This window comes from Agromyces binzhouensis (assembly GCF_004135055.1).
GTDB classification, from domain to species: Bacteria; Actinomycetota; Actinomycetes; order Actinomycetales; family Microbacteriaceae; genus Agromyces; species Agromyces binzhouensis.
On record NZ_SDPL01000690.1, the window covers coordinates 1 to 973 of the forward strand.

The following is a 973-nucleotide window of genomic DNA, read 5'->3' on the forward strand; positions in this document are numbered from 1 at the left end:
CGGGCCGGCGGAGCCCACCGCGACCGCGTCGGAGTAGCGCGCGTCGGGGCGTCCGGACCCGCCGTCCCCGCACGACGGCCCCCCGACACGGACTCGCCCGCGACGCGGCCCGCCCGCAGTGGCAGACTCGCCCCATGAAGACCCTCGTGCTCGTGCGTCACGCGAAGTCGGCGTGGGGCGATCCGACCCTCGCCGACCACGATCGGCCGCTGAACGACCGCGGTCGACGCGACGCCCCCGCGATGGCGGTCAGGCTCCGCGAACGCGGCGTCGTCCCCGAGGCGATCCGATCGAGCACCGCCGTGCGGGCGCGGACCACCGCCGAGGCGATGGCGGACGCCCTGGCCCTGCCCGCCGACGTGCTCGTGCTCGACGAGCGCCTCTACGGCGCCGGGCCCGACACGATCCTCGGCGTCGTCGCCGAGCTCGACGAGGAGGTCGGCACCGCGATGGTGGTCGCGCACGACCCGGGCATGTCCGACCTCGCCTACCGGCTGTCAGGCGAGATCGAGCACATGCCCACCTGCGCCGTCGCGGAGTTCCGGTTCGCGGTGTGGTCGTGGCCCGAGGTCGCCGACGCCGACGCCGTCGCGGTGCACCTCGACACGCCGCACTGAGCGCTCAGTCCACGTCGTCCGGGCTCGCGAGCATCCGCCGCACGTACGGCGTCGCGGGTGCCGCGGCGAGTTGTTCGAGCGTGCCCCGCTGCGTCACGCGGCCCGACTCGAGTACGAGCACGTGGTCGGCGAGCGTCGCGGCATCCGCCCGGCTGTGCGTCACGACCACGGTCGCGCCGCCGAACTCGCGCACGTGCGCGGCGAGCTCGGCCCGCATGTCGTGCCTGAGCTCGACGTCGAGCGCCGACATCGGCTCGTCGAGCAGGAGCACCTCAGGCTCGGCCGCCAGCGCCCTCGCGAGCGCGACGCGCTGCGCCTGCCCGCCCGACAGCTCGCCGGGCAGCCGCTCGGCGAGC

Annotated in this window: 2 protein-coding genes; one reads left to right on the forward strand and one right to left on the reverse strand. The window is 75.7% G+C overall.

Annotated elements, in window-relative coordinates; translation table 11 throughout:
* Window positions 1-134: 134 nt before the first annotated feature.
* Window positions 135-617 carry a SixA phosphatase family protein gene (locus ESO86_RS17675; RefSeq protein ID WP_129236031.1) on the forward strand — a complete coding sequence of 161 codons (483 nt, stop codon included), beginning with the start codon at window positions 135-137 and terminating at the stop codon, window positions 615-617.
* A gap of 4 nt (window positions 618-621) precedes the next feature.
* Here ESO86_RS17675 and ESO86_RS17680 read toward each other — a convergent pair.
* Window positions 622-973 (reverse strand): ATP-binding cassette domain-containing protein (locus ESO86_RS17680; RefSeq protein ID WP_129236032.1); only part of this gene is annotated, 352 nt, incomplete at its 5' end.

Coding starts and splice junctions, on each gene's coding strand:
- ESO86_RS17675 (WP_129236031.1), top strand. CDS start 135: ATGAAGACCCTCGTGCTCGTGCGTCACGCGAAGTCGGCGTGGGGCGAT.